General features: G+C 58.9%; 20 protein-coding genes. 18 read left to right on the top strand and 2 right to left on the bottom strand.

Features of this window, described 5'->3' with window-relative positions; genetic code table 11:
* Window positions 1-211: 211 nt before the first annotated feature.
* Window positions 212-1,081, bottom strand: coding sequence for an AraC family ligand binding domain-containing protein (locus tag QEH57_RS08520; RefSeq protein ID WP_309006293.1), 870 nt, complete (start codon window positions 1,079-1,081; stop codon window positions 212-214).
* Between the two features lie 83 nt (window positions 1,082-1,164).
* Here QEH57_RS08520 and QEH57_RS08525 point away from each other — a divergent pair, with 83 nt between their 5' ends.
* From QEH57_RS08525 to QEH57_RS08570, 10 genes are all read left to right on the top strand, one after another.
* The gene (locus tag QEH57_RS08525; RefSeq protein WP_309006294.1) at window positions 1,165-2,703 is read left to right on the top strand and encodes a sulfatase-like hydrolase/transferase; all 1,539 of its coding nucleotides are present in this window, start codon (window positions 1,165-1,167) and stop codon (window positions 2,701-2,703) included.
* A gap of 157 nt (window positions 2,704-2,860) precedes the next feature.
* Window positions 2,861-3,817 carry a c-type cytochrome domain-containing protein gene (locus tag QEH57_RS08530; protein ID WP_309006295.1) on the top strand — a complete coding sequence of 319 codons (957 nt, stop codon included), beginning with the start codon at window positions 2,861-2,863 and terminating at the stop codon, window positions 3,815-3,817.
* Between the two features lie 313 nt (window positions 3,818-4,130).
* Window positions 4,131-4,931, top strand: a complete 801-nt coding sequence (locus QEH57_RS08535) for a VacJ family lipoprotein (protein WP_309006296.1) — start codon at window positions 4,131-4,133, stop codon at window positions 4,929-4,931.
* The gene (locus tag QEH57_RS08540; RefSeq protein ID WP_309006297.1) at window positions 4,906-7,317 is read left to right on the top strand and encodes an MMPL family transporter; all 2,412 of its coding nucleotides are present in this window, start codon (window positions 4,906-4,908) and stop codon (window positions 7,315-7,317) included. The genes QEH57_RS08535 and QEH57_RS08540 overlap by 26 nt, the downstream gene beginning before the upstream one ends.
* Before the next feature lie 77 nt (window positions 7,318-7,394).
* Window positions 7,395-8,183: a PRC-barrel domain-containing protein gene (locus QEH57_RS08545; protein WP_309006298.1), complete on the top strand. Its 789-nt coding sequence runs from the start codon at window positions 7,395-7,397 to the stop codon at window positions 8,181-8,183.
* Window positions 8,184-8,508: 325 nt separating this feature from the next.
* Window positions 8,509-8,682 (top strand): DUF1328 domain-containing protein, encoded by a 174-nt coding sequence (locus tag QEH57_RS08550; protein ID WP_309006299.1) that lies wholly within the window; start codon window positions 8,509-8,511, stop codon window positions 8,680-8,682.
* 76 nt (window positions 8,683-8,758) lie between these two features.
* Window positions 8,759-10,144 (top strand): sigma-54 dependent transcriptional regulator, encoded by a 1,386-nt coding sequence (locus QEH57_RS08555; RefSeq protein WP_309006300.1) that lies wholly within the window; start codon window positions 8,759-8,761, stop codon window positions 10,142-10,144.
* 167 nt (window positions 10,145-10,311) lie between these two features.
* Window positions 10,312-11,310, top strand: coding sequence for a hypothetical protein (locus QEH57_RS08560; protein ID WP_309006301.1), 999 nt, complete (start codon window positions 10,312-10,314; stop codon window positions 11,308-11,310).
* Between the two features lie 273 nt (window positions 11,311-11,583).
* On the top strand, window positions 11,584-12,339 hold the full coding sequence (locus QEH57_RS08565; RefSeq protein WP_309006302.1) for a BON domain-containing protein: 756 nt from the start codon (window positions 11,584-11,586) through the stop codon (window positions 12,337-12,339).
* Between the two features lie 176 nt (window positions 12,340-12,515).
* On the top strand, window positions 12,516-12,953 hold the full coding sequence (locus QEH57_RS08570; RefSeq protein ID WP_309006303.1) for a MarR family transcriptional regulator: 438 nt from the start codon (window positions 12,516-12,518) through the stop codon (window positions 12,951-12,953).
* Window positions 12,954-13,019: 66 nt separating this feature from the next.
* On the opposite strand, the gene QEH57_RS08575 is transcribed toward QEH57_RS08570, so the two are convergent.
* On the bottom strand, window positions 13,020-14,213 hold the full coding sequence (locus tag QEH57_RS08575) for an MFS transporter (RefSeq protein WP_309006304.1): 1,194 nt from the start codon (window positions 14,211-14,213) through the stop codon (window positions 13,020-13,022).
* 717 nt (window positions 14,214-14,930) lie between these two features.
* On the opposite strand from QEH57_RS08575, the gene QEH57_RS08580 reads away from it, so the two are divergent.
* The 8 genes from QEH57_RS08580 (at window position 14,931) to QEH57_RS08615 (ending at window position 26,333) form a co-directional block, all read left to right on the top strand.
* A complete protein-coding gene (locus QEH57_RS08580; RefSeq protein WP_309006305.1) occupies window positions 14,931-16,382 on the top strand; it encodes a nucleoside hydrolase-like domain-containing protein in 1,452 nt (483 codons plus the stop codon).
* A gap of 38 nt (window positions 16,383-16,420) precedes the next feature.
* Window positions 16,421-17,797: a hypothetical protein gene (locus QEH57_RS08585; protein ID WP_309006306.1), complete on the top strand. Its 1,377-nt coding sequence runs from the start codon at window positions 16,421-16,423 to the stop codon at window positions 17,795-17,797.
* 13 nt (window positions 17,798-17,810) lie between these two features.
* On the top strand, window positions 17,811-19,106 hold the full coding sequence (locus QEH57_RS08590) for a DUF1593 domain-containing protein (protein WP_309006307.1): 1,296 nt from the start codon (window positions 17,811-17,813) through the stop codon (window positions 19,104-19,106).
* A gap of 116 nt (window positions 19,107-19,222) precedes the next feature.
* Window positions 19,223-20,569, top strand: a complete 1,347-nt coding sequence (locus QEH57_RS08595; RefSeq protein WP_309006308.1) for a hypothetical protein — start codon at window positions 19,223-19,225, stop codon at window positions 20,567-20,569.
* A gap of 155 nt (window positions 20,570-20,724) precedes the next feature.
* The gene (locus QEH57_RS08600) at window positions 20,725-22,125 is read left to right on the top strand and encodes a Gfo/Idh/MocA family oxidoreductase (RefSeq protein WP_309006309.1); all 1,401 of its coding nucleotides are present in this window, start codon (window positions 20,725-20,727) and stop codon (window positions 22,123-22,125) included.
* 176 nt (window positions 22,126-22,301) lie between these two features.
* On the top strand, window positions 22,302-23,357 hold the full coding sequence (locus QEH57_RS08605; RefSeq protein WP_309006310.1) for a pectinesterase family protein: 1,056 nt from the start codon (window positions 22,302-22,304) through the stop codon (window positions 23,355-23,357).
* A gap of 46 nt (window positions 23,358-23,403) precedes the next feature.
* The gene (locus QEH57_RS08610; RefSeq protein WP_309006311.1) at window positions 23,404-24,843 is read left to right on the top strand and encodes a hypothetical protein; all 1,440 of its coding nucleotides are present in this window, start codon (window positions 23,404-23,406) and stop codon (window positions 24,841-24,843) included.
* A gap of 14 nt (window positions 24,844-24,857) precedes the next feature.
* Complete coding sequence (locus tag QEH57_RS08615) at window positions 24,858-26,333, top strand: nucleoside hydrolase-like domain-containing protein (protein WP_309006312.1); 1,476 nt, start codon at window positions 24,858-24,860, stop codon at window positions 26,331-26,333.
* Window positions 26,334-26,347: the final 14 nt, after the last annotated feature.

Here is a 26,347-nt window from a genome sequence, read left to right on the forward strand (position 1 = left end):
GAAAACAAAACAAATATGAACTTGATCTGCCTTGTCCATCCCAACAAATAGTAAGTTATACCGCGCGTTGCAGTTTGCACCCCACCATGCAAAAAGCAGCTGCTGCGCTTGAAATCTGGGTACAGGCATCCTCCCTTAACTCCCGCCTGTACCCGCTACCGTGATACGCCCTGCGCTCCACCTTATCCAGCGCGGCTAGGCCAGCGCGCCGCTAAGGCGTACCGTACTGCTTCCGGTACTGGGACGGAGGCATCCCCATCGTCTTCTTGAACACCCGCGAAAAGTAGAACGCATTGGGAAACCCGAACTGCAGAGCGATCGATTCCACCGTCTCTCCGCTCGACAACAAAGCCTCCCCCGCCTGGCCAATCTTGAGCTCGGAAAAGTAGCTCATCGGAGCCTGCCCGATACGTTCCCGAAAGACCTCATGGTAACGAGCCTTGGAAAGCGAAGCCACCTCCGCCAACTCCTCCAGGCTCAGCTTCCGCCTCACGTTCTCCTTCATGAAGCGAATCGAACGCTCGACCCCACCCACGCTCCTCCCGCCCGCATTTCTTCCCCCCAAAACCAGCAAGGTAAGCAAGCGATTCAACCAGGCCGACGCATCGAGCAGCTGCTCCCAGCCATGCCCCTCTCGATAGGCCGCCAGAATCTTTTCAAAGCAATCGACGACCTCGCGGCTAGGCTCAATCCTCAGCAGCCACTTCTCTTTCCCCAAGCCTAAGGCTTCGCAATACCGCTTGGCCTGACTTCCGCGAAAATGGATCCAATAGTTGTCCCAGGGCTCCGCATCGTCCGATCCGTACGCGTGCGGTGTCTTCGGAGGAATCACGATGCACGATCCCGCCTCCAAACGTTCCCGTCCCCGCCCGGACTCGAACCACCCCTGCCCCGCCGCGCAATACTGCAGGATATATTCGTCCATGCCTCGCTTGCGCCGCGTCTCTTCGCCAGGCCGCGGTGGCACCCGCCCGATCGAACGGGGAAACAAAGCCTTCAACAAGGGATGCCCCTCCGCTAGCTCCACTGAAGAGCTGGGCAAGGCCGAATACTGGACGGACCGCATCATACGATCCGACATCTAAATCGGATTTTTAGATATGTCTACTTTCAAAGGACCCAGCTACAATAACGCCCACAGAAATCCAAAACGAATTATCCGACATGCAACCTTCGAAACGCCCCAACATCCTCTTTATTACCAGCGACCAGCAGCACTGGAATACCATCGGCTTGGACAACCCCGAAGTCAAAACGCCCAACCTCGACCGGCTCGCCCAGCGCGGCTGCCTCTTCGAGCGCGCCTACTGCCCCAACCCGACCTGCACCCCCACCCGCGCCTCCATCATCACCGGCATGTATCCCAGCCAGCACGGAGCCTACTCCCTCGGCACCAAGCTCTCCGAATCCCTCCCCACCCTCGGCCAAGCGCTCTCAGAAAATGGATACAAAACCAGCCTCGTCGGCAAGGCCCACTTCCAGCAATTGATATCCACGCCGGAACACCCATCCCTCGAATCGTATCCACTTCTTCGAGACTTGGACTACTGGAAAAGCTACGACCAATCCTTCTACGGCTTCGACCACGTCGAGCTCGCCCGCAACCACGCCGACGAGTGCCACGTCGGCCAGCACTACGCCCTTTGGATGGAAGAAAAAGGCCTCGCCGACTGGCCACGGCATTTCCAGAACACCTGGGGCAACTTTCGCTTCACCGACTACGATACCGAACCTCAATACCTGAAGTGGACCCTTCCCGAAGAGTACCACTACAACGCTTGGATAGCCGAACGCTCCAACGCCCTCCTAGAAGAAAGCGCCCGCGAGGACGAACCCTTCTTCCTCTGGGCCAGCTTCTTCGACCCCCACCCTCCCTACATCGTGCCGGAACCTTGGGACACTATGTACGACCCCGCGGAAGTAACCGTTCCGCAGGCCACCCCCGGCGAGCACGACAAAAACCCCGAGCACTTCCGCAAAACGCAAGAGCCCGCTCCCGACTTCTCCGACTGGCACGAACCGGGGGGCAACCAGATGCACGGCTGCAGCTCCCACCTGCAAGACCGCGACTCCCTCGCCAAGGAAATCGCCGTCTACTACGGGATGATCAGCTGCATGGACAAGTACATCGGCCAAATCCTCGACAAGCTCGACGCCCTCGGCTTCGCCGACAACACCCTCATCGTCTTCACCTCCGACCACGGCCACTTCTTCGGCCACCACGGGCTCAACGCCAAGGGGCCCTTCCACTACGAAGACCTCGTCAAAGTTCCCTTCATCGCCGCTTGGCCCGGCCAGATCGAAGCCGGAAGCCGCTCCTCGGACATCCAGTCCCTCGTGGACCTCGCCCCCACCTTCCTCGCCGCCACCGGAACGCCCATCCCCACCAGCATGACCGGCACGGACCAAAGCGCCGCCTGGGCCGGCCAAGCCCCCGCCGCACGCCAGCACGCCATCGTGGAAAACCGCCACCAGCCCACCACCATCCACGTCAAGACCTACATCGATTCACGCTATAAGTTAACCACGTACTACAACCGCGAATACGGCGAACTCTTCGACCTGCAAGAGGACCCCGGAGAAATCAACAACCTCTGGGACTCCCCCGAGCGCAAGGAACTAAAGGCCGAGCTCATCCTCAAGCTCCTACACGCCGAAATGGGCAAGGAACCCCTACCCATGCCGCGCATAGCGCCCGCCTAGACCCACGGGAAACGGACTCCAGGCAGGTCCCCGGTTCGCCACCCGACAGCCCTTTTCCCGCCCCACAAATCCGCGGGAGCGAACGGAGATTCTTGCATGCCGCTGAAGAAGGCATTCAGCTAGGGGAAACCTTCGTAATTCCCCGAAAACGCTCGCCATGAACCGATTCCGCGCCTTCGCCTACATCCTCCTCGCCATCCTCTTCGCCGCCGCGCCCCTCCTCTTCGAAGCAGGCGAAACAGCCAGCTCTCCCTGGACTCCCTTCATCGCCAGCTTCCACCCCCTCGTCCTTCACCTGCCCATCGGCTTGCTCGTCGCCCAACTCTCCCTGGAGCTCATCAACCTTCTAGGCAAGAGGACCGACCTCGGGGTCCGCAACTTCATCTGGCACCTGACCGCCCTTTCCGCCACCCTCTCCTTCGCCACCGGCTACCTGCTAGGCGAAGAAGGCGGATACGAACAGGAGCTGCTCTCCAACCACCTCTGGGCCGCCGGCATCTTCACCTCGATCTGCTGGTCCACCCTCGCCATCAACCTCCTGAAACGCCACGGGCTCCTGCGACTCCTCTCCCTCGCCGCCCTCACGGTTTCCCTGGTCCTCGCCAGCCACCCCGGCGGACTCATGGTGCACGGCGACCCCTTCGCCAACGCCCCCTGGAAAAAGAAGGCGTCCCCAGAAGACAACTACGGCCTCCTCGCCGAACTCGGCGATCCCTTCAATCCCTATACCGACATCGTCCAGCCCATTCTCGACGCCAAATGCGTCTCCTGCCACGGCGAGGAAAAGAAGAAAGGCAAGCTACGCCTCGACAGCTTCGAGGCCATGATGCGCGGCGGCGACTTCGGCGCCTGCGTCGAACCGGGCGATTCCTATAACAGCCTGCTCGTCGAACTTCTCGAATACCCCATCGACGACGAGGACCACATGCCTCCCGAAGACGAACCCCAACTCACGCAGGCCGAGATCGACCTCATCAAGTGGTGGATCGACTCCGGCGCCCAGGAAGACCAAAGCATCGCCCGAGCGGAGGCCCCCGCGCCCGTCCTCCCCTTCCTCGTCCCCAACTACCGCCTCTTGGAAAAGCCCGCGCCCGCCGCGGAAACGAACGAGTAACCACCCAGCGGATACAAGTCCGAGCGCCTAGCCGGGATTTCGACTAAATCCGCCCCTAAAGGCCCTGCTGCACCGCAGCGGTGCACCAAGCGACAAAGCGTGCAAATCGCAAAACGTCGCTCCGTGCAACCGTGCATTTAGCACCTAAGGTTTTCTTCCCCAGCGCCCCCTTCGCCTATTCGATCCCCTGATCCTATTCATGGCCAGAGCCTTACGTAGGTCAGCCAGAAACGCCCCCCGTGGATGGCTACTTGGCGCTAGAAACGCATTACCCTGCTACTACGCGTAAAGGTAACCTAACCTCCACCTTCCATTGAACTTCTTCTCTCCACTCGGAAATGCAGGAATCGCCGCTCCGAAGCGGCGCGTCCACTTCCTCGCCCACCTGCTCCTCTTCCTCGCAGCCCTGTACGCTGCCCCGAAATCCCGAGGACAGCAGGAAGAGCCGTCTGTCGCTCAACCCGTGTCTCAACCCGCCGCGCCGACAGTCGTCCAGTATCCGGAAACCGAAGACAAATTTCGCCCCCTCAACAAAGTCATCTTCGCCTTCAACCATCAAGCCAACCGCTTCCTCATCACCCCCTTGAGCAAAGGATACAAAGCGGCCCTGCCCCAACCCGTCCGCACTGGCGTCGGCAACGTCTTCGATACCATTGGGACTCCCGCTTCCGCCCTCAACCTAGCTCTCCAAGGCAAGGGCAATAAATCCCTGCAACAAATCCAACGTTTCGGTATCAACCTCACCCTCGGCCTAGCCGGCACCCACGATCCCGCCACCCGTAGATTCGGTATTCCTCCCTCCAATACAGGGTTCGACTCAACGCTAGAACGCTATGGAGTCGGACGCGGTTCCTACCTCGTCGTCCCCTTCATCGGCTCCTCCGACGGACGCGCCTTCGCCGGCCTCGTAGTCGACTCCGTACTCAATCCGCTCTCCCTGCTCCCCACCCCCGAGTCAACCTACGCGAAGGTCGCGGACGCCTTCCAGGAAAACGCCCCGCTCGCGGAAAACTACCTAGAGCTCTACCGCGAAACCGAGAACGCCTACCGCTTCCTAAAGAACCTCTACGAACAAGGCCGCCTCCGCGATGAAGACTACCCCGCCAACGAATAACAAGGAACAACCCCTCTGGCTCCGCCGCCCCTACCTTCTCCTTTCCCTGCTCGCCGGTCTCTTCCTCCTGCTGGCCTGGCAATCCCTGCGCTTCGAAATCAACGCCTCCGCCGAAACCCTTGTCGACGAAGACAACCCCTTCTACAAGCGTACCCAAAAGTTCGATGCGCGGTTCCAGCCGCAGGAGTTTCTGCTCATCGCCTACGAGCCGATCGACAGACCGCTCTTCAGCGAACGAACCCTCAAAGACTTGGCCGCCATCGGCGATGCTATCTCCCAGTTCCCCCGCGTCGAAAACGTCCGCTCCATCCTCAACGTCCCCCTCCTCCAGCTCTCCGAAAAAGGTCTCGATCCCAACCTAGACCCCGAACGCTGGACCTTGCAGAAGCTGGACATCCCCCTCTCCAAACTCCCTGAGCTCTTCTCCGGGCACCCCATCTACGAGGACCTCCTCGTCAACGCCGCCCAAACCGCCACCAGCCTCCAAGTCACCTTCAAGCGAAACGATGAGCTCGACCGCATCCAAGCGGAAAAGCTCGCAGCGAGCGAGCTTCCCGAAAACGAACAAGATCCCCAATTATTGGATACACTCAAAGTTCGAGTCGCCCCCATCCAAAAGGAGCTCGCCGCCCACCGCAATCGCGAGATCGAGGCCATTCGAGACATCATCGCCGACTACCAAAGCGACGCCCGAGTCTACCTCGGCGGAGAGCAAGCCCTTGCCTACCAGCTAGTGCAAATCATCCGCAACGACCTCATCGTCTTTGGCAGCGCCATCGCCATCGTGGCCAGCCTCACCCTGCTCGCCCTCTTCCGGTCCCTGCGTTGGGTGCTCATCCCCGCAATCTCCTGCCTCTACTGCGTCGTATCCACAATCGGACTCTTCGCAGCCTTCGGCCTAAAGGGCACCGTCATTTCCGCCAACTTCGTCTCCCTGCAGATCGTCCTCACCCTAGCCATCGTCATCCACCTCATAGTACAGTACCGCGAGGAGCAGCGGGCTAAGCCGCAGGCCTCGGCCCAGGAACTTTCCACCCGCGTCTTTCGCAAGAAAGCGAAACCTTGCCTCTACTCCGCCCTCACCACTTCCATCGGATTCGCTTCGCTCATATTCTCCGGTATCCAACCCATAACTACTTTCGGGATCATGATGGTCGTGGCCATGTTCGCCTCCTCCCTCGCCAGCCTAGCCCTCTTTCCTCTGCTGGTCAGTCTATTCCCCAAGGGCGACTCCCCTCAAGAAAGCCGCCTCACAGAACGGGTCGTCGGAGCGTTTCGAAAAGGGGCTACCCGCTCGCCACGCTCTCTGCTCGCCGCCTCCGCCATCGTCTTCACCCTCGCTAGCCTCGGGGTCGCCCGCCTCTCCGTCGAAAACAGCTTCATAAACTACTTCGCCGACTCCACCGTCGTGCACCAGGAGCTCTCCTTCATCGACCAGCAATTCGGCGGCTCTACTCCGCTCGACGTCATCTACGAATTCGAGGAAGCCGAAGACCCCGCCCTCGTCGCCACCGCCGCCCAGGTCCAAACCCTTCAATCCCTGCAAACGGAGCTCGGCTCCATCGCCGGCGTCGGCAAGGCCCTCTCCCTCGTGAACTTCACCGAACTCGCCAAATCCCTCAACCAAGGCCGCCCCCTCACCGAATACGAGCTCAGCGCCGCCTACCACACCATCGACGAATCGCTGCGCGACCAGCTCCTCGGCTCCTTCTACTCTCCCGAGCACCGGCAAGCTCGCATCAGCCTCCGCATCGCCGACTCCACTCCTGAGCTCGACCGAGCTGCCCTGCTCGCCTCCATACACGAAAAAGCCGCCGCCCTGCAAATCCCTTCCGATCGCTACCAGCTGAGCAACCTCTTCGTTCTCTACCAGGACCTCCTGCAGAGCCTCTACCGCTCGCAAGCCCTCACCCTCGGCATCGTGGCCCTCGGCGTTTTCGTTTGCTTCCTCGCCGTCTTCAGGTCCCTGCCGCTCGCCCTCGCCTGCATGGCGCCAAACGTAATCTCCACCGGTATCGTGCTGGGACTCATGGGCTGGTGCGGCATCGCCCTCGATTTCATGACCATGACCATTGCCTCCGTCGCCATGGGCATTTCCGTCGACGATACCATCCACTACGTGCACCGCTACCAAGAGGAACGACAAGCCGGACACAGCCCGCAAGATGCCGTTAGCCGCACCCACCGCTCCGTCGGCTTCGCCATTCTCTACACAACCATCGTCGTCGTATCCGGTTTTAGCCTACTGGCCTTCTCCGACTTCATTCCCAGCGTTTGGTTCGGCCTGCTCACCGCCCTGTCCATCAGCATCGCCCTGGCGGCCGACCTCCTAACCTTGCCCGCCTTGCTGCTCGTCTTCCCCAACAAGCAAAAGGGAGCGAACTGAACCCACACCCCGGCTCCGCCCCCCATCCCCACTTATGCGTTGGACAAGAAGGAGCTCCCCCGATAACCTGACCTCCATTGCCGACGCATAACAGTACCGAACCCAACAACCGCGCCTCCACGATGCTCTACAGCCTAAGGAATCTTATCGGAAAACGCATCCACGCCCTCGACGACGACTTCGGGGCCTGCAAGGACTTCCTCTTCGACGAGCAAAGCTACCGAATCCGCTACATCGTAGTCCGCACCGGAAGCTGGCTCCCCGGCCGTAAGGTCATCATCTCCCCCGCCAGCGTCGTCCCTCTGGACGAATCCGACCTCGCAAACGGCATCCCTGTCAACATGGACCGCGAAGCCATCGAGAACAGTCCCCCTATCGAGCCGGACGAACCCATTTCCCGCAAGATCGAGTCCCGCCTCCACGAGCACTACGGCTGGATTCCCTATTGGATCGCCGAACCGGCCGGAGCCTTCAACGCCCTCGCCGGGCCCGGGATGCCGCACATCGAAACCTCCGCCAAGCTCCGCCACCGCAATCCCCTCACCGCAGACCCGCTCCTGCAATCCGCCCGCGGCATCCGCGGCTACTCCATCCGCCCTGCCGACAAAAAAAGCACCGGCCCGCTGGAAGACCTGCTCGTCGATTCGGATTCCTGGACCCTGAAGTACGCCATCGTGGATACCAAAGCCTGGTTCGTCGGCGGGCTCCGCGTCATCCCCTTCGCCTCTACCAAATACATCGACCACCAAGAAACCGAGATCGGCGTCAGCCTCACCGCCAAAGGCATCAAAGACTCTCCCCCGCCTCCCTCCAAACGGGAACCCGTTCCTCGCAAAGACGCCGACGCCTTAAGCCAAAAGGACTGAAGGCCGTCGCTCCCGCAGCGCTCCCTCCCGCTCTCCGATCCCCCCCGATAACAAGCTGTACGCAGTATTTGAGTACAGGCCGCTGGAGGCGTGACCGCCCCTTCACGCCCCGTCCGACTCTCGGACGGCGTATCGCGCACCTCCTCCTGCATTTTGCAGGAATGCGCGCTTATCGCTATTGATCTACGCTCGCTGCAATCCCCCTGAACATCAGGCAATTCGAGGGCGACAGCCCCTTGTTGCGAACTGAAATACTCCATTTTGGCGCGATCCAAGCAATGGAGAGGACCACTAACCACAACCATAACACTCAACCCCTTGTATCATGTTATCTTGGACACTTACATTCCTGATTGTAGCAATCATCGCTGGCCTACTCGGCTTCACCGGCATCGCTGGAGCCGCCGCTGGCGTCGCCCAAATTCTCTTCTACGTCTTCTTGGTGCTGCTCGTAGTATCAGCCCTCATGCAGGCGCTGCGAGGCAAGCCGCCGCTCTAAGCCGCAATCCCCCGCTTCCCCACTGACGCTTGCCAAAGCGGGCGTCTCTAAGCGTATCCAACTCTCCATACGATCGATGAAAGTACTCATTATTGACGATGAAATCAATATCCACAAAACCACGTCCATAGCTTTAAGAACGATGGGGCACGAGCCCTATTCGGCCTACAGCGGCAGCCAGTCGCTGAGCAAGCTGGACGAAAATCGCATCGACGTAGTTTTCCTGGACCTACGGCTCGGATCCGAAAACGGACTCGAAGTGTACGACCGGATACGAGCCGCCGGACACGAGATGCCCGTCATTATATTCACGGGATTCTCGTCGATTTCCTCGGCCATCGAAGCAACTAAGAAAGGCGTGTTCGACTACGTGCTTAAGCCCTTCGTACCTGAACAGATTCGCCAGACCCTGGAACGCGTGGGCAAGCAAATCGCCCTCAAGTCCAAGGTCGTCGAACTTGAATCTCAAGTCAGCGAAATCGTTCCGCCCGTTCTCTTCGACTCGCAAGAGAAGTCGATGCAACAGATCTATCGCCTAGCCCAACGCGCCGCGCCGTCCGAAGCCACCGTGCTCATTCTCGGACCTAGCGGTACCGGCAAGACTGTACTTGCAAAGCAAATACACTCGCTCAGCCCACGCGCCGACAAACCCTTCGTAGTCGTGCATTGCCCCAGCCTTTCAAAGGAGTTGCTCGAAAGCGAACTCTTCGGCCACGTGAAGGGAGCCTTCACCGGCGCCGTCAAAGACACTTGGGGAAAGATCGATTCCGCCGATGGGGGCTCTATCTTCCTCGACGAGATCGGCGAGCTCCCCATGGAGATCCAAGCCAAGCTCCTGCGCTTCTTGCAGGAACGCCAATACGAACGCGTCGGCGAAACCAAAACCCGCACCGGCAACGTGCGCATCCTCGCCGCTACCAACAACGACCTGCAAGCCGAGGCCCAGGACGGGCGTTTCCGCGAAGACTTGTTCTACCGCCTAAACGTGATCTCCATCCACATGCCGCCCCTCAACGAACGGCGCGGCGACATCCCCAAACTCGCCCAACATTTCCTACAGCACCACGCCAAGCAAATGGCTCGCCCGCAATGCCGCTTCTCCGAGGACTGCCTCGCGGCCCTCGCCCGCTACGATTGGCCAGGCAACCTGCGCGAGCTGCATAACGTCGTGGAGCGCTGCCTCATCCTCTGCGACGATGGGTGCATCGAGGTACAGGACCTCCCACCCGAAGTGCAGCTGGGTTCCAACGGCGACGGTCCCAACGCCCCGCTCAAGATCGGCGGCCCCTTCAAGCTCGAAGACATCGAGGAAGCGCACATCAACGGCGTCATCGCATCCGCTAAAAGCTACCAGCAGGCCGCTCGCATCCTCGGCATCAACAAAACAACCCTCTACCGAAAGCGGAAACGTAAACTTTCGCTCGAGCGCGAGCACATTTCCGAAACCGAGTTCGCCATTTAGCTGCATTCTGCATCGAAAAATCTCGTTCCCTTTCAATCAGGACGCAAAGCGCACCTGTTCGCTACCCGCCGCTCGCTAAAACATTTTCAAAAACGGAAGGCATCCGCCTCAGCCCCGTTTTAACATTTCGTCCCTAGGTCCCGTCCCTTTCTATCGCATGTACGAATATGCGAGAGAAACGGACCCACAGAACACCAGCCCGCTGCGCCGCCGGGCTCCTGCTACTGCTCTCCCTCCTCGCCGCCCGTCCCCTCGCAGCTCATCCAGAGCCCTCCATCGAGACATCCCACGCTCAGGCCGACGTAGTTGCCAGCCCCCTACATGCAAGCATCCAAGCCTACTCCCAAGGCCTCGCCGCCCTGCGTCGCGAAGCCTCCCACGACGGACAAATTCGCTACGTCCAGGTCCTCGAAGCCGTCTACTCCGGCGACATCGACTCCCTCATCGCCCAGAAGCTGAAGTGGCAGGAGCAGCACGCCAAGCGTTTCCCCTTCTTCTCCGACTACTCCAACAGCCACTCGCCCGTCCGCATCTCCGAGTTCAACGCCGAGCCCGACCGCAAGCTCGGCAGCCTCCTGGTCGGCCGCTACGAAGCCTACTCGCACACCATCGAAGTCTCCCGCGATGCCACCGACTTCGTGCTGGTCCACGAATCCGGACACACCCTGCAACGCCAAACCCTCATCGCGCGAAACGCCAAGGCGATCCGCCTCAACCGCGCCCTCGAGGCGATGCCGCAGCTGCACGACTTCCAAGCCACCTCCCCTAAGGCCCGCCGCGACAAGCAGCGCCTCCAGTACCTGACCGCCCAAAACGAGCTGGAAGTACGCCTCCAGGACCTGAACCGGCTCTTCGCCCTGCACAACCACGGCCTCCCCATCTCCAACCCTATCGATTCCCTGCAGGCCCTCGCTCTCGTCGGGCTCGAGCTCGACCTAGAGTCGGCCACCCGAGCCCTTGCCGACACCCCTTGGGCCGAGCGCAGGCAGGAGATTCGGCAATCGCTCGCCACCAGCCTGTCCCGCGACCAACGCGCAAGCCTGAGCCGCTCTTTCGAGGACGCTGCCGAGCTCCGCCTGCTGCAAACCCTCCTCCAGCGCCACCAGCCCAAAGCCTGGCCACACACCCTGCGCAAGCTCCTTTTCGAAGCGCCCGGGCACCTCTAGGCAGAGCTCGCCACGCGAGACGGACAGCAGCGTAGCCTGCTCGCTCCTGCCGCCCCGACCCTCCGTTTTCTTGCAATGCCATCAGGCATTTTGCAAGCCAGCCACCACCTTACGTAGTGGTTAACTCGATACATTTCCTATGGTCGCCTCCTTGGAAATCCGATCCTCGCCTCGCAACGAACGGTTTGGCGCAGCTCAAGCAATTAGCTGAGTCGACTGGGGCCCACCCAATAAAACAAAGCCCCGCAACCCAACCCTCAGAAAATACATACTATGAATAAACGATACCTTGTCCCCGCGCTCTCCTTAGCATTGATCGCGCTTCCAATAAGTGGATACAGCAAGCAAACATCCGATTTGGACACCAGCTCGCCTAGCCTGCAGCAAGCAGATGCCCAAGGCATGCAGCGAGTCAGCAAAGACCAGCTGCAAAAGAGCTTCACCGCTCAAGACCTCATCGGCAAGGAGATCAAAGACATCAAAGGTGAAACCATCGGCAGCGTATCCGACGTCTCACTACCGGAGCTCGCCTACATCCAGTCGGCTTGGCCCGAAGAGAACGGCGCCTCCTCGCTGAGCGATTTGCCAGCGAGCGACTCCCTCGCGGACGCCAAAGCCCCAGCCAAAGAAACGATGGTCTACATCTCCGTGGGAGGACTGCTCGGCATCGGCGACGATATCGTAGCCGTTCCCGCTAAGAGAATCTCCTTCGACCACAGCGAAAAACAATACTTCATCTCCGCGGACAAGCAGGACGTCGTCGCGCTCGCCAAGGACGAGCCCGCCGCATCCCAGACCTTGTACAGCGCCAAGCAAACCTTCGTCAGCGACGTGGAAGCCGTGCGCTCCGCCTTCAAGGATATCGAAAAGCAAGCCGGCCTCGAAAACCTCACCATTGAGGAAACGGACGGAAGCATCGTGCTCAGCGGAAACGTAGACTCGGAAAGCAGCAAGCGCATCGCCGAAAAGGTGGCCCGCAACGAAACCGACATGGAAATCCAAAACAATATTTCCGTATCGCAGCAATAGCCCGACACTCTCCGCCTCGAGCGGACCTGCAGCAAACGCAAGGCTAGCCGGAACATCCCATCGAGGACCGGCTAGCCTTTTTCTTGCCGCCATCCCTGGGCGTTCCTTCCGGGCGCAGGCTCGCTACTAACTTTGGTTTAGACAATCGCCGCCCCGCCACTAGCAATAAGCGAGAGATGGCGAAGAGCAGGCGACCGACCAAACTGAAAAAAGAAGACTACGAACTCCTTTCGGAATTTCGCTACCGCCTGCGGAAGTTTCTGGGCTTCAGCGAAAACGCCGCGATCGAGCACGGCGTCACCCCCCAGCAATACCAAGCCATGCTCTCCATCCACGGCTTTCCGGGTCGCGATTGGGTAACCGTCGGCGAACTCGCCGAGAAGATGCAGATCGAGCACCACTCCGCTGGTGGACTAGTCCGCCGCATGGAATCCGCCGGCCTTGCGCTTAAAGAAGCCTTCGCCGAAGATCGCCGCGTCATGCAAATCCGACTGACCGAGAAGGGCCTGAGCATTCTCGACAAACTCATCCGCGTCCACCACGACGAACTTCGCCTAGCCGGCCCCCACCTCATCGAGCTCCTCAACGAAGCCTCCCGAAAAGGAAACAAGTAGGCGAAACCGCCTCCTCTTTTCACAAAACCTATCCGTATCCCATTTCCGGATACCCTTCCACGGCCTTCACCTAAGTTGCCCCGCCCTACCGGCAAGGGCTCCCGCAACCGACACGCCCACCGCCGGGAGAAATAGAAAACCGTAGGCCACGTACCAGCTACCGCTCGCGTCGCTCAGCCAGCCCACGAACCATGGGAACGGAGCCGCGATCACGTAGCCGAAGGTCTGGGCCATCGCCGAGAGGTAGCCCGCCTCGCTCGCGTCCTTGCTCCGCATCGCGATCAAGAGCAAGGCCATACCGAAACCGCCGTTCAAGCCGATCCCCATCCCGACCGTAGCCGCTCCCACCAGACCCAGCGGCAGCCATAGGATTCCGCAGATGCTCGCCCCCGTTAGCACCCCGCAAGCCGAGGCCCAAAACGCTTGGGATCGCAGCCTGCCCGCCCACGTCGGCAGCGTCAGGCTCGCCGCGCAACCGAAGAGCTGCATCACCGTCGGCCACCCATAAGAAGCTGCCTCCCCCATTCCGCGTTCCTGCAACATCACCGGCAACCAAGCCACGCTCGAATAGAACAAGAGCGACTGCAACCCCATCAGCGTCGTCACCTGCCAAGCCCGCGGATCCTTCGCCAAGCGAACGAAGGGATTGAACGGATTGCCCGATTTCCGAGAAGCAGGCCGGCGGGCAATCTGCGGAATCCAAAAGAGCAACGGGCTCAAGGCTGCCACGCCCCAGAAGCCCAGCGACGCGTTCCAGCCGCCGGCGAGCGCATCCGCCAACGGCACCGCCAAAGCGAAGCCCAAGGCGGCCCCCACGTTCATCGCCGTCGAATACAAGCTCGTCATCAATCCCAAGCGGCTCGGATAGCGGCTCTTCACCACCGCCGGCAAAAGCACATTGCCAAAGGCGATTCCCAGGCCGACCAGCAACGGCCCGCCCCAGCGAGCCGCCGCTACCCCCTCCTCCGCCAATCCCCACGAACGCGCGAAACAGCCCGTCGCCAGAAGCAACAATCCCAATGCCAAGGCCCGAGCGAAGCCGATCCAGTTTCCCACCACTCCGACCAAGACGCTGGCCAGTCCAAACAACATCAAGGGCAAGGTCGTTTGCATCCCGATCGTCCCCACTTCCACTCCGTCGTCGATCATCCGATCGACCAAAGGCGCGATGCCCGTGATCGCCGGCCGCAGGTTCATCCCGATCAAGAGCAGCCCGCCGACCAGCAAAACATGAGTCCAGAGCGAATCCCCCTTTCTCACGGCCGATCCGCTCCCTCGTTCCCTTCGCATCCCGTCAAATCGTCCGGTCCGAACTCCGGGCAGCACGATCCCCGGATCGCATAGCAGCTATCGCAAACCGTCCACCCGTTCGCTCGTTCCCGCTCGCTCATGGCCACCCCACAGCGCTCGCAGCAAACCTCATCGCCACGCCCTTCGCCATTCGCTTCCATTCCCATCATCGCGCCATCCTACGATCGCCCGCCAAAGCAGGTCAACCAGCGAGCCGCAGCCAAAAAAGATCCCCTCCTTCAAAGCCAATAAACCGGGTAGTGACGCTTGGGGCTACGCGACAGGTTGTTCACGAACAAGCCAATCAGAAGCAGGATCACCGCAGCCTTAGCCAACCAGCGAAAAGCCGCAAAACGTGAACGACCTATCCCAAGCCCACAAGCGTTTTATATCCTATTGCGATATTTATTAGTCCACCGCGCCGCCTCCTTCCTTGTCCCGCAGAGCAGTCCTAACGCATCCGCGTCCGGAAAGATTCGTAGCCATTAAGACCTTTAGAGGCCGGGAAAAATCAGAGCCACTCTAAGGTCTCCTAAAAAACTTAGAATCGCGTCAGAAACCATCGATCAAAAGGAAGACCAATCGGAAAACAAAGTGTAGAGTACATCCTGCCCCACCAAAGCCCGAGACCGAAACACGCCCGGCATCCCACTTCCAAGTTTAAACAACTTACCCCACACGCTAACGATGGACCCCAACCGACGCAGATCGCCACGGCTCTTCTTCGCCACCCTTTTTCTCGTTTCCCTTTCCCTACACCTGCAGCTATGGGCTGCCCCCTCAGCAGATCGACCGCGCATCATCGTTTCCAGCGACGGCGAGATCGACGACCAATGCTCCATGATCCGCTTCCTGCTCTACACCAACGAGTGGGACGTCGAAGGAATCGTAACCTCCAGCTCCCAATACCACTGGCAAGGCCACCGATGGGCGGGCGACGACTGGATCGAGCCAAATCTAGCCGCCTACGCGGAAGTCTACCCAAACCTTCTCAAGCACGACTCCGGGTACCCATCTCCTGAATACCTTAGAGAACGCACCGTGCTGGGAAACGTGAAAGCCGAAGGCGAAATGGAGGAAGTCACCGCCGGGTCCCAGCTCATCGCCGAGGCCCTTCTCGACGAGACCGACAGCCGCCCTATCTGGATACAAGCTTGGGGAGGCACTAATACCATCGCCCGCGCCCTCAAAAGCATCGAGGAAGACCATCCGCACCGCATGGCGGAGGTCGCCGCCAAATGCCGCTTCTTCTTCATCTGGGAACAGGACCGCACCTACCAGGACTACATTCGGCCTCACTGGGGTAAATTCGAAATCCCCACCATCATCTCCGACCAATTCGAAGCCATTGCCTACCGGTGGAAACAAGTGCAACCGCCCCATTTGCAGCCCTACTTCGAAGGCAGCTGGATGAAGCAAAACATTCTCGAGGACCACGGTCCGCTCTGTGCTCTCTACGCCGCCCACACCGGCGACAAAGAAGGCTTCGCGGACGGCGACTTCCGCTCCGAAGGCGACTCGCCTGCCTTCCTCCACACCATCGTCAATGGCCTGCGCAGCATAGAATCGCCTGACTGGGGCGGCTGGGGGGGACGCTACCTTCGCGTTCGCGAAAACACCTGGCTCGACCCCGTCCCCGATCCCGGATACACCTATCCAGAAGGTCGCTGGTACGGCAGCAACGGCTGGGGACGCAGCAGCCTCCGCCCCGGATCCACCTCTACGCCCGAACAGCGCCGCGAATACTTCAAGCCCATGTGGCGTTGGAGCGCGGCCATGCAAAACGATTTCGCCGCCCGGGCCGACTGGTGCGTCGAAGACTTCGCAAACGCTAACCACGCTCCCGTCATCGCCGTAAAGGGCTCAATCGACCAAACCGTCAAACCCGGCCAAAGCGTAAGCCTCGCTGCCACCGCCACCGATCCTGACGGAGACTCCCTCACGTATCGCTGGTGGCAATACACCGAAGCCGACTCCGCAGAAACCTCTGTCCTCATCGAAAGCAGCGAATCGCTGACTGATGCCCGTTTCACTGCTCCCCACGAACCCGGCAAGCAAGTCCACATCATTCTAGAGGTCAGCGATGTCGGGTCACCGCCCCTAGTCAGCTACCAACGGTTTGTATTCACAATTCAATAGCGGCTAGCTCCCTCCCCCCAACGTAACTCAAATCTGAAATGAAAAACAAGCTAACCATCGCCGCGCTCTTCAGCGTCGCCACCCTTTTCGCCTGCTCCGGCGTCTCCCAGCAGCTCGCCTTCCCCACCGCAGAAGGCTACGGCAAATACACCGTTGGCGGACGTGGTGGAAAAGTCTACGAAGTTACCAACCTCAACGACTCCGGCCCCGGAAGCCTGCGCGACGCTGTCGAAGCCGAAGGGCCCAGAACCGTTGTATTCAGAATCTCTGGAAACATAGAACTAAAGAGCAACCTCGGCATCAAGAACCCCTACATCACTATCGCTGGCCAAACCGCCCCCGGCGACGGTATCTGCGTCAAAGGTTACCCCCTAACCATTGGAGCCGACGAAGTCATCATCCGCCACATTCGCGTCCGCTTCGGCGACGAGTCAGGACAGGACTCCGACGCCATTTCCGCTCGCTACGTAAAGAACCTCATCTTCGACCATGTATCCGCCAGCTGGAGCGTCGACGAAACCATGTCCATCTACCACTGCGAAAACATCACCGTACAGTGGTGCATCATTTCCGAAAGCCTGTTCGATTCGAACCACGCTAAATCCAAGCACGGCTTCGGAGGAATCTGGGGGTCCAACTACAGCAGCTACCACCACAACCTCATCGCCCACCACTCCAGCCGCAACCCGCGCTTCGCATCCGGTTCTGGCTATACCGACTACCGCAACAACGTGCTCTACAACTGGGGATACCGCAGCGCCTACGGAGCGGAAGCCCAGCAAAAAGGGAACGAAAAGTTCAGCTCTTCCCACATCAACATGGTCGCCAACTATTACAAGCCCGGCCCCGCGACCGACCCAGCCAAGAAGGCTGAACTGGCCGACCCATCCCAACGCGGCGACGACGACAAAGGACACTGGTTCGTGGCCGACAACGTCATCGAAGGCAGCCCCTCTGTAACTCGTGAAAACTGGAGCGGCGTACGCGGAGACAACTACATCAAGCTGGACCAGCCTTGGGACGCTATGCCGATCGATCAGCAATCCGCCGCTGACGCATACGTATCCGTTCTTCAATACGCCGGAGCCACTCTACCAAAACGGGATCCCATCGACACCCGAATCGTCGAAGAAGCCCGTACCGGAACCGCCACCTACGAAGGCATCTACAAAACTGTAAAATCCGTCGCCGACCCATCCATGACAGTCGGCATCATCGATTCCCAAAACGACGTCGGTGGCTGGACCGAATTGAAAAGCCTCCCCGCCCCCGCCGACAGCGACCATGACGGCATGCCGGACGCATGGGAAAGCAAGCACGGCCTCGATCCCCAAGATCCCTCCGACCGCAACAAGACAGGAAAAGGTGGATACACCATGCTCGAAATCTACCTCAACGAACTAGCTAGCGACTAATCCAACGACGATCATGACGACGCTCCCGAGCATCCTTTGCCTGGCAATGACCGCAGTCTTCGCCTGCTCCGCCTTGGCCGACTCCGCAAAGCGGCGCGTCATCGTCACCAGCGACATCGGCGGCACCGATCCCGACGACTACCAGTCCATGGCTCACGTCCTCCTTTACGGGGACGTACTCGATATCGAGGGCCTCGTCTCCTCCCCCTTCGAGCGCGAAGGGAAAACCAAGATCCTAGAGGTCATCGACGCCTACGAGAAAGACTACTCCAACCTGCGCAGCTGGTCCGCCGACTATCCCTTTCCCGACACGCTCCGCTCCATCACCAAACAGGGCGGCATTCACCCCGCACCCTATTCGGGCTTGCGCGGAACCACCGAAGGCTCCGAGTGGATCGTTGAATGCGCCCGCCGCGACGACCCACGACCTCTCCACATCCTCGTCTGGGGAGCCATCGAGGAAGTCGCCCAAGCCCTGCACGACGCGCCCGACATCCTGCCCAAGCTGCGCGTCTACTACATCGGCGGCCCCAACAAAAAATGGGGGCCGGACGCGTATCAGTATATTGCGGACAACTTCCCGACGCTTTTCATCGTCGAGTCAAACGCCACCTATCGCGGCTACTTCACCGGCGGCGACCCCGATGACGAATGGGGCAAAAACCAATTCGTCAAACACCACGTGGCCGGTCGCGGAGCCATCGGCAGTTACTTCTCCGAACACCTAGGCGGCGTCATCAAAATGGGCGACACCCCTTCCGTCAATTGGGTCCTGCGCGGCGACCCTAGCCAACCGAGCCTTCCCGGTTGGGGCGGCCGCTTCGTCCGCGCTTGGGACCGCCCCTTCGCTCGCTACCAGCGGCTAACGACCGCCAACGATCGCCTCGAAATATTCGGCATTCTCGAGCTAGTCCTGCCGCTCGGTCCAGACGCTCCCGAAACGCCAGAAGGCCGCATGATCGTGACCAACCAATCGCTCATCGGCTCGCCGGACGGCGAAGGCAACCTGCGCTTCCGCTTCTGCCCTAGAGACCCAAAAGTATTCACATACACAATACTAAGCAACGTACCCGCCCTCGACGGCAAACAGGGAGCTATCACCGCCTACCTGCCAGATCCCGAGGTCTCTCTCGCGCCCTCTACCCATTATCCCAACTGGTGGACCGACGACCCCACACCTGCCATGGCCGAAGGCATCCACCACGGAGCCAAGTCAGTCAGCCAATGGCGCGAAGCCTTCATGCGCGACTTCGCCGAACGCATGCAACGCTGCGCTCGACCCGCTCCGACCGAACCCAGCCACCGCTAATACCTTTGCCCGAATCCATCCCTCTAAATTTGCCCCATGATAGATTCTCCTCCGAACGCGCTTCTTACCCGGTGCACTAGCGGAACTTGTATGAGTACGAATCTTCAAAACAAGAAATGAATCTAGGATACAACAGATCAAAAAGCGCCATCCTCACGTTGCGATTGGGGCTTGTTGTCTTGCTCGGGTCTGCCTCCTTGGGCGCTGAAAATCTTGTTTTCTCGGGAACGATCCGCTTCGGAACTACGACCCCCGTCGGTAGCGGTGGCCGTATCATAAAAGTTACTACCCTCGAAAGCAAAGGAGCGGGCTCCCTTCGAGCAGCGATCTCAGCGGAAGGACCTCGCATCGTCGTTTTCGAAGTAGGCGGGGTCATCGACCTCCAAGGCCAGAACCTGCGAATCGATTCGCCCTTTCTCACCATCGCCGGACAAACAGCGCCCAGCCCGGGGATCACTCTGATTCGCGGCGGGCTGACTGTATCCAATACTCACGACGTTCTCATCCAGCACCTTGCAGTGCGCCCAGGCGACAACGGTCGCAGCAAAGGCAGTGGCTGGGACACTGACGCCATCGCCGTCTCAGCATCACGTCGCGTCGTGGTCGACCACTGCTCCACAACCTGGGCGGTTGACGAAAACCTCTCCGTATCCGGTCCTCGCCTACAGGGAACAACCAGTTCCGACGTCACCTTTAGCAACTGCCTCATCGCGGAAGGCCTAAATGACGCTTCCCACGCCAAAGGGCCCCACTCCAAAGGCACGCTCATTCACGACCGAATCCAACGCGTCGCTATCATCGGCTGCCTCTACGCCTCCAACGTAGATCGGAATCCCTATTTCAAAATCGGATCCAGCGGTGTCGTGGCCAACAGGGTAATCTTCAACCCCGGCGAGCACGCGATCACCGCCGGTTGGAGACCCGTAGAATGGGAAGGTCGCCAGGCTCCACCCGAACCGGAGCTAAGCATCCTAGGGAACGTTTTGATCCACGGTTTGGATACGCCAGAGAACCTATCCTTCATAAGCGCCCCGCCCACCGAACTGGAAAATTCCAGCGACCACCCTTCCCTAGAAAATAGTCCAGGCAGCCAACTTCCCGAAATCGGACGCTTTTACCTGCAAGGGAACTGGCAAGTCATGCGAGACGGATCACAAAAGCGCCCCAACGTTCCGGCCGCTCGACTTCGGCCTCATCCCATTCTCTGGCTCGACGGACTTAAGGTTTCTGAACCAGAAGAAACATTGGCTAGCGTATTGAGGAATGCAGGGGCCCGCCCCTTCGACCGCGATCCCATCGACCAACGCATCGTCGACGGCGTGCGCCAGGGAACCGGACGCCTCATTGATAGCCAGTCCGAGGTAGGAGGCTATCCCAATTACGCACCCACCTACCGCAAATTGGAAATCCCCACTCAAGACATCGACGCATGGCTCGCTAGCTTCGCGCCTTCACCCAAGTGAGTCGCCTTATTGTAAATACCGCCCCGATAACCTCGTTCCAAAGAACTAAGCGATATACCCAACTTGAGAATTACCTAAATCAACCAATCCTCTAACGAGTGTTCCGTCTCTCGTTACTAGACACCGTTCTCCACCAAAGACCCCGATAATATCCTATGAATATCCCACAGCCAACACCCATCAATCGCCGCCGCTTTATCGCCACTTCAAGCGCCGCCCTTGCCGCTTCCGTCGTCGGCTTGCGTGCCCAATCCGCAAATACAGGAAAGCTCCGCGTCGCGATGGTCGGCACCGGGGTAAGGGGCACGTCCATGTGGGGCAAGTCGCTGCTAGAAGACTACGGCGATGCGCTCGAGTTCGTAGCACTCTCCGACATCAATCCCGGCCGGCTCGCCTACGCCAAACGCTACATGGTAGTCGATTGTCCCACCTTCACCAACTTCGACGAAATGCTAGCGACCGTCCCCATGGACATCTTGATCGTGACTACCGTCGATTCCACGCATCACGAATTCATTGTGAAAGGACTCGATAAAGGGCTGACCGTGGTCACCGAAAAGCCCATGACGACCGACGAGGATAAGTGCCAGCAGATCCTCGAAGCCGAGCGACGTTCCAAGGGCAAGGTCATCGTGGCTATGAACTATCGCTACGGCCACCTATTCACCGAGCTCAAGAAGATGCTGGTCGAACGACAAATCGGAGGCCTGACCTCGATCGACTTCCATTGGTATCTGAATACATACCACGGAGCTTCCTACTTTCGCCGCTGGCACGGCTTGCGGGAAAAAGGTGGAACGCTGCTATTGCACAAGTCCGCCCATCATTTCGACCTGCTCAACTGGTTTATCGATTCCGAACCCGTAGAGGTAAGCGCCTTTGGCGGGCTGGAACACTATGGCAGCGCCAACGCCTTTCGCGGCGACAACTGCCGTAGCTGTCCGCATAAGAAAAACTGTAAGTTCTACTGGGACATCACCGAAAGCCAACGAAACGTCGACCTCTATGTATCCAATGAAAAATACGACGGTTACATCCGGGACAAATGCCTTTTCCGCCACGAGATCGACATCTTCGACAAAATGGCCGTACAGATAAAATACGCCAACAACGTACAAGTAAGCTACTCGCTCACCACCTACTCGCCTTTCGAGGGATTCCGTATCGCCTTCAACGGCATGGATGGGCGCTTCGAAACCTGGGAGGGCCTTCCTTGGATGGAACAGCAACAAGAGGATCAAGCCGCCTTGCACGCCAAGGAAATGTCGCAAAGCCGTGAGGCATCGCTCGACAAATACTACGAAATCATCACCAGCATGAACTGGGGCAAAAGCGAAGTGAGAAAACTTCCCCATGTCCGCAGTGGCCATTGGGGCGGCGACCCTATCATGAAAGACCAAATCTTCCGTGGTAAAAAGCCGGAGCGCGACTACGGGCAAGCCGCAAGCCTTCGCCAAGGAGCGATGAGCGTGCTCATCGGCATCGCCGCCCGAAAGAGCATCGACGAAAAACGAATCGTTCGAATCGACGAGCTCACTGACCTAAAACCGGCATAGACTTTCCGTAACCGTAACCCAACTACACAGATGATCTTTGAGGAGCACGGCAGAATCACCTCCTCAGGACCACCTCCAAGCAATACGATTAGGACAAATAGATGAACCCCCAAGCCGCCCTACTCTGTTCTACTATTGGCTTCGCAATCAGGCATATCGCTCTTGCCAGAAACGCTTTGTCCACACCGCACAAAATCATCCGATCCAAATACCACATTATTGCGCTACTCTCGCTGATTTTTATCGCCCTCTCCGACGGGCGAGCTGAAAGGGATCATTACGTCGTCGCAGCCGACGGCAGCGGAGAGTTCGCAAGCGTGCAAGAAGCCATAGACGCATGTCCTCGCAACAGAACCGCTCGATTCGTCATCTTCATCAAGCCGGGAACCTACAAGGAAAAGATCCGTATTCCCGCCGACAAGACCATGCTAAAGCTAGTCGGCGAATCCTACCAAAGCGTGATCCTCTCCTACCATGACCACGCCAGGATCACCAGCGACTACGCGAGTACCAGAGTTTACGCCGACGACTTCTACGCCGAGAATATCACTTTCCAAAACACCATCGATAGCCGACGCGGCGGCAGCCAGGCCGCAGCCCTTCGAGTCGATGGAGACCGGGCTATCTTCTACCGTTGCCGGATGACCGGTTACCAAGACACCTACTATGTGGGCGGCAACCGCCGTTCCTACAACAAGGAGTGCATCATAGAAGGCACGACCGACTTTATCTACGGAGACGGAATTTCCCTTTTCGAAGATTGTACCATCCGCCTGCGCAAGGACTCTCACATCACCGCCCACAGCCAACGGCTGGTCGACGGAAAGCCAGTCAACAAATTCGGCTACGTATTCAAGAACTGCGATATCAAGCTCTATCCGGGAGAGTCCGTATCCAACGCTTCACTCGGGAGGCCTTGGAGAGAAGGAGCCCGCGTCGCCTACCTGGATTGCCACCTCGCTGAACAAATCAGGCCCGAAGGCTGGTCCGTCTGGAACCAAAATTCCAACCACGAAACCGCATTCTTCGCCGAATACCGCAACACCGGTCCCGGCTCCAACCCCAGCGAACGACTACCCTGGACCCACCAGCTCACCGATGCCGAGGCAGCTGCCTATACCCGAGAGAATATCTTCCGCGCGGACTCCACCACCGCCGTCTCGCTGGAGGGAGATTGGTTTCTTGAAATCGAACCGACGCCCAGTATTCCCAGCGTCTCCCACCCGCGATAACTTACCTTCGCGTTCAGCAAACAATCAGAAACCAAAAAATAGCGCCATGTATCCAAAAACTTTATTCATCGTCCTACTCGCCTTCCTAAGTTTTTCCCAAAGCCACGGAAATCCAGGAACGCAGCTCGCGTTTCCAACCGCTGAAGGTTACGGCAAGTACACCGTCGGCGGACGAGGCGGGAAGGTATTCGCCGTGACCAACCTCAACGATTCGGGCGAAGGTAGCCTCCGGGCCGCCATCGAGGCCGAAGGTCCCCGTACCGTCGTATTCAGAATATCAGGTACCATTACCCTGGAAAGCGATCTGAGAATCACCAACCCATACCTCACCATCGCCGGACAAACCGCCCCCGGCGACGGAATTACGCTCAGGCGTCACCCACTACTCATCGACGCGGACGAAGTGATCATTCGCTACATCCGCGTTCGCTTGGGCGACGAGGCAGGAGACTTTCCCGATGCGATCACCAGCAGGTACACCAAAAACCTCATCTTGGATCACGTTTCCGCCAGCTGGAGTATCGACGAAACCATGACAATCTACCACGGAGAGAATACAACCGTGCAGTGGTGCATCATCTCCGAAAGCCTCTACGAGTCCAACCATCAAAAGGGGAACCACGGATACGGAGGCATCTGGGGATCTAATTACAGCACCTACCATCACAACCTGATCGCCAGCCACTCCAACCGCAGCCCTCGCTTTGCCTCGGGCAGCGGAAACGTCGACTACCGCAACAACGTGGTCTACAACTGGGGCTACGCCTCGACCTACGGCGCCGAGAACGTCCAAGTTTCGAATCCGGAAAAGTTCAATTTCTCCACCATCAACATGGTCGCCAACTATTACAAGCCAGGCCCCGCCACCCAGCCCGGCATCGTGAGCCACCAGCTGGCAGCCCCCTGGTCTCGCAACGGCGATAGCGACTACGGCAAGTGGTACATCGCCGACAATGTTATGGTCGGCAGCGAGGAGGTAACCCATGACAATTGGAAAGGCGTGGTTCCTTCCCTTACCGCCATCAAAGGCGTGCAAGAGTCAAACCCGAGCAACCTCGCGGCCATTCCCGGCCTCAAGCTTGAACAGCCGTGGCCCGCAATGCCGATCAAACAGCAAACCGCGCGATCGGCCTACGCATCCGTACTCGCCTCCGCCGGAGCCACCCGCCCCACCCGCGACCCCGTCGACTTACGCATCATCGACGAAGTGAAAAATGGATACGCCACCTACAAAGGCCCCACTTACGAAAACGACCACAAACTCGCCGACCGCTCCAAGATGCACGGCATCATCGATTCCCAAACCGATGTCGGAGCTTGGCCCGTACTGCAAAGCCTCCCCGCCCCCGCAGATTCCGACTCCGACGGCATGCCCGACGCCTGGGAAACAGCCCACGGGCTCGATCCGAAAGATCCAAGCGACGGCAACCACGTCGGCTCGGATGGATACACCCAACTCGAAATCTATTTAAACAGCCTTATCTAGAACTCTCACCCAGAATGAAAAAGCTCTTAATCCCCCTTTCGCTCTCTTGCTTCGCAAGCTTCCTCTGCGCCGCGGCCCATTCGGCATCCAGCAAGCACCCAAGCTACGACCCAGCCAAAACCCGCGTCATCGTCACCAGCGACGGGGAAGTCGACGACGAATGCTCCCTCGTCCGCTTCCTTCTCTACACCAACGAATGGGACGTCGAGGGCATCATCACTTCCAGTTCGCAATACCATTGGCAGGGCCACCGCTGGGCCGGCGACGACTGGGCATTGCCCTATCTCGACGCCTACGAAGCGGTCTACCCGAATCTCGTCAAACACGATCCAGAGTACCCAACTCCTGTATACCTGAGAGAACGCACCCTGCTCGGCAACGTGAAGGCAGAAGGCGAGATGGATGAAATAACTCCCGGTTCGCAACGCATCGTCGAAGCCCTCCTGGACACGTCAGACCCACGTCCCATCTGGCTCCAAGCCTGGGGCGGCACCAATACCATTGCCCGCGCCCTCAAGACCATCGAGGAGGACCACCCCGAGCGCATGAGCGAGGTGGCGCAGAAGATACGCTTCTACTTTATCTGGGAACAGGACGAGACCTACCAAAGCTACATCCTGCCCAGCTGGGGGCAGTTCAATATCCCGACCATCATCTCTGACCAATTCTGGGCAGTGGCCTACCAATGGAATAAGATCCTTCCGGAGAGCGAACAACGCTACTTGAGAGCGGACTGGATGAAAGCTAATATTCTCGAAGGACACGGCGCCCTCTGCTCCCTCTACCAGGCGCACGTGCCCGGCAGCTACGGATTGAAGGGAGACCATGACTTTACCCCTGGCGATTTCCGCTCGGAAGGCGATTCACCAGCCTTCCTGCACACTATTCCTACGGGCCTACGCAGTCTTGAATCTCCCGACTACGGAGGTTGGGGCGGTCGCTACACCCTCGTGCGCGGCAACACTTGGCTCGACCCTGTACCGGAATCTGGATACGAATATCCCGAAGGTCGTTGGTACACGGGTTCGGCATGGGGCAGAATGTACATGCGCGATCGATACCCCGAGGATCCCGAACTCATGAACGCCTATTTCAAACCGATGTGGAGATGGACCGCCGCCCTACAAAACGATTTCGCAGCCAGAGCAGACTGGTGCGTAAACTCCTTCGAAGACTCCAACCACCCGCCTGTCGTCAAACTCGCCCATGCTCTCGATCTAACCGCCCGCCCCGGACAAAAGCTGTCCCTCAACGCCGAGGGCACCAACGACCCCGATGGGGACAAACTTACGTATCACTGGTGGCAATACGCCGAAGCCGACACCTACGCAAGCTCCATCGACATCAACAACGCAAACAAACGAAACGCCTCCTTCAAGGTTCCCGCCAACGCCCAAAAGGGAAACACCATCCACGTCGTCTGCGAGGTTACCGATTCCGGAACGCCTCAGCTCACTCGCTACCAACGCGTCATCGTGACCGTGGAATAATCTCTCCCCTAGTG

The sequence above is a fragment of the Pelagicoccus sp. SDUM812005 genome (assembly GCF_031127875.1).
Taxonomy (GTDB): domain Bacteria; phylum Verrucomicrobiota; class Verrucomicrobiia; order Opitutales; family Opitutaceae; genus Pelagicoccus.

Bases quoted from the DNA above. Each gene is read 5' to 3' on its own strand.
- QEH57_RS08585 (WP_309006306.1), top strand. From the start codon at position 16,421: ATGAAAAACAAGCTAACCATCGCCGCGCTCTTCAGCGTCGCCACCCTT.
- QEH57_RS08580 (WP_309006305.1), top strand. From the start codon at position 14,931: ATGGACCCCAACCGACGCAGATCGCCACGGCTCTTCTTCGCCACCCTT.
- QEH57_RS08555 (WP_309006300.1), top strand. From the start codon at position 8,759: ATGAAAGTACTCATTATTGACGATGAAATCAATATCCACAAAACCACG.
- QEH57_RS08600 (WP_309006309.1), top strand. From the start codon at position 20,725: ATGAATATCCCACAGCCAACACCCATCAATCGCCGCCGCTTTATCGCC.
- QEH57_RS08610 (WP_309006311.1), top strand. From the start codon at position 23,404: ATGTATCCAAAAACTTTATTCATCGTCCTACTCGCCTTCCTAAGTTTT.
- QEH57_RS08520 (WP_309006293.1), bottom strand. From the start codon at position 1,081: ATGTCGGATCGTATGATGCGGTCCGTCCAGTATTCGGCCTTGCCCAGC.
- QEH57_RS08590 (WP_309006307.1), top strand. From the start codon at position 17,811: ATGACGACGCTCCCGAGCATCCTTTGCCTGGCAATGACCGCAGTCTTC.
- QEH57_RS08565 (WP_309006302.1), top strand. From the start codon at position 11,584: ATGAATAAACGATACCTTGTCCCCGCGCTCTCCTTAGCATTGATCGCG.
- QEH57_RS08570 (WP_309006303.1), top strand. From the start codon at position 12,516: ATGGCGAAGAGCAGGCGACCGACCAAACTGAAAAAAGAAGACTACGAA.
- QEH57_RS08550 (WP_309006299.1), top strand. From the start codon at position 8,509: ATGTTATCTTGGACACTTACATTCCTGATTGTAGCAATCATCGCTGGC.
- QEH57_RS08615 (WP_309006312.1), top strand. From the start codon at position 24,858: ATGAAAAAGCTCTTAATCCCCCTTTCGCTCTCTTGCTTCGCAAGCTTC.
- QEH57_RS08530 (WP_309006295.1), top strand. From the start codon at position 2,861: ATGAACCGATTCCGCGCCTTCGCCTACATCCTCCTCGCCATCCTCTTC.
- QEH57_RS08540 (WP_309006297.1), top strand. From the start codon at position 4,906: ATGAAGACTACCCCGCCAACGAATAACAAGGAACAACCCCTCTGGCTC.
- QEH57_RS08560 (WP_309006301.1), top strand. From the start codon at position 10,312: ATGCGAGAGAAACGGACCCACAGAACACCAGCCCGCTGCGCCGCCGGG.
- QEH57_RS08595 (WP_309006308.1), top strand. From the start codon at position 19,223: ATGAATCTAGGATACAACAGATCAAAAAGCGCCATCCTCACGTTGCGA.
- QEH57_RS08525 (WP_309006294.1), top strand. From the start codon at position 1,165: ATGCAACCTTCGAAACGCCCCAACATCCTCTTTATTACCAGCGACCAG.